This is a genomic window from Azonexus sp. (assembly GCF_036170495.1).
Classification (GTDB): domain Bacteria; phylum Pseudomonadota; class Gammaproteobacteria; order Burkholderiales; family Rhodocyclaceae; genus Azonexus.
This window is the reverse complement of record NZ_JAVHPH010000428.1, coordinates 1-1,746: the sequence shown is the minus strand read 5'-3', so window position 1 is coordinate 1,746 and position 1,746 is coordinate 1. Positions and strand designations below refer to the sequence as shown.

General features: G+C 62.0%; 2 protein-coding genes. Both read left to right on the top strand.

The window, feature by feature from the left end:
* Positions 1–1,154: thiosulfohydrolase SoxB (soxB, locus tag ADADOO_RS15535; RefSeq protein WP_511278412.1), on the top strand; the 1,154-nt coding region annotated here is incomplete at its 5' end.
* On the top strand, positions 1,154–1,746 hold a 593-nt coding region (locus tag ADADOO_RS15530; RefSeq protein WP_511278411.1), incomplete at its 3' end, for a rhodanese-like domain-containing protein. The genes soxB and ADADOO_RS15530, both read left to right, overlap by 1 nt.

Here is a 1,746-nt window from a genome sequence, read left to right as displayed (position 1 = left end):
AAAAGGATTTCGCCGGCCAGATCGACATCGTCGCCCAGAACGTCAAGACCACCGATTTCGGCGATGCCGTCTTCAAGCCCTTCGTCATAAAGAAGATGAACGGCGTGCCGGTTGCCATCATCGGCCAGGCTTTCCCCTACACGCCGATTGCCAATCCGCGCTGGCAGACGCCGAACTGGAGCTTCGGCATCCAGGAAGAAAACATGCAGAAGACCGTCGACGAAGCCCGCGCTGCGGGAGCGCAGGTCGTCGTCGTCCTCTCGCACAACGGCATGGACGTCGACCTCAAGATGGCCTCCCGCGTCAAAGGCATCGACGCCATCCTCGGCGGTCACACCCATGACGGCATGCCGGCCCCGGTCGTCGTCAAGAACGCCGGCGGCCAGACGCTGGTGACCAATGCCGGTTCCAACGGCAAGTACCTCGGCGTGCTCGATTTCGACGTCAGGAACGGCAAGATCGCCGATTTCCGCTACAAGCTGCTACCCGTCTTCGCCAACCTGCTGCCGGCCGACAAGGAGATGCAGACGCTGATCGACCAGGCGCGCGCGCCCTACCTGGCCAAACTCAACGAAAAGCTGGCGGTCAGCGAAGGCTTGCTCTACCGTCGTGGCAACTTCAACGGTACCTTCGACCAGGTCATTCTCGACGCGCTGATGCAGGTCAAGGAGGCCGAAATCGCCTTCTCGCCCGGCTTCCGCTGGGGCACCTCGCTGCTGCCCGGGCAGCCCATCCTGATGGAACACGTGCTCGACCAGACGGCGATTACCTATCCGTGGACGACGGTCAGCAACATGAGCGGCGAAACGATCAAGACCGTGCTCGAAGACGTCTGCGACAACCTGTTCAACCCCGACCCGTACTACCAGCAGGGCGGCGACATGGTGCGCGTCGGCGGCCTGCAATGGACCTGCGATCCGACCGCCAGGATGGGCAGCCGCATCCAGAACATGATGCTCAAAGGCCAGCTCATCGACCCGGCCAAAACCTACAAAGTGGCCGGCTGGGCGCCGGTTTCGGAGGCAGCCAAGAACGCCGGCGAACCGATCTGGGACGTCGTCGCCACCTATCTGCGCGACATCAAGACCGTCAAGCCGGTCAAACTCAACCTGCCGACGCTGAAAGGCGCCGCCAACAACCCGGGGATCGCCTGATGAAACTTCTATCCAAGTTCTTTGCCATCGCCGCGCTGGCCGTCGCCACGCAAACCTTCGCCGCCGACTGGGCATCGGGCAGCACTGACTGGGACAAGCTGCCTGAGGTCAAGAAATCGAAAGTTGGCCTCTACCTGACGCCGCAGCAGGCTCATGACATGAAGAAGAACAATCCGCAGGGCGTTGCCTTTTTCGACATCCGGACCCGCGCCGAAGCCATGTACGTCGGGATGTCGGCTGATGTCGACGGCCTCGTCCCCTACGTTGAGCATGCGGAAATCATGAGCGACTGGGATGAAAAGCGCGGTAGCTACCAGCTTGAGCCGAACTCCGATTTTGTCCCCGAAGTGGATCGCCGCCTGACCGCCATGGGCCTGGCCAAGGACGCCACTATCATTCTGATGTGCCGCTCCGGCGACCGCAGCGCCAAGGCGCAGGATCTTCTTCTGCAGGCCGGCTACCGCAAGGTTTACGGCGTCGCCGAAGGCTTTGAGGGTGACGCCGCCAAGGAAGGCCCGAAAGCCGGGCAGCGCGTGATCAATGGCTGGAAGAATGCCGGCCTGCCCTGGGCCTACAAACTGGATAAGGCGAA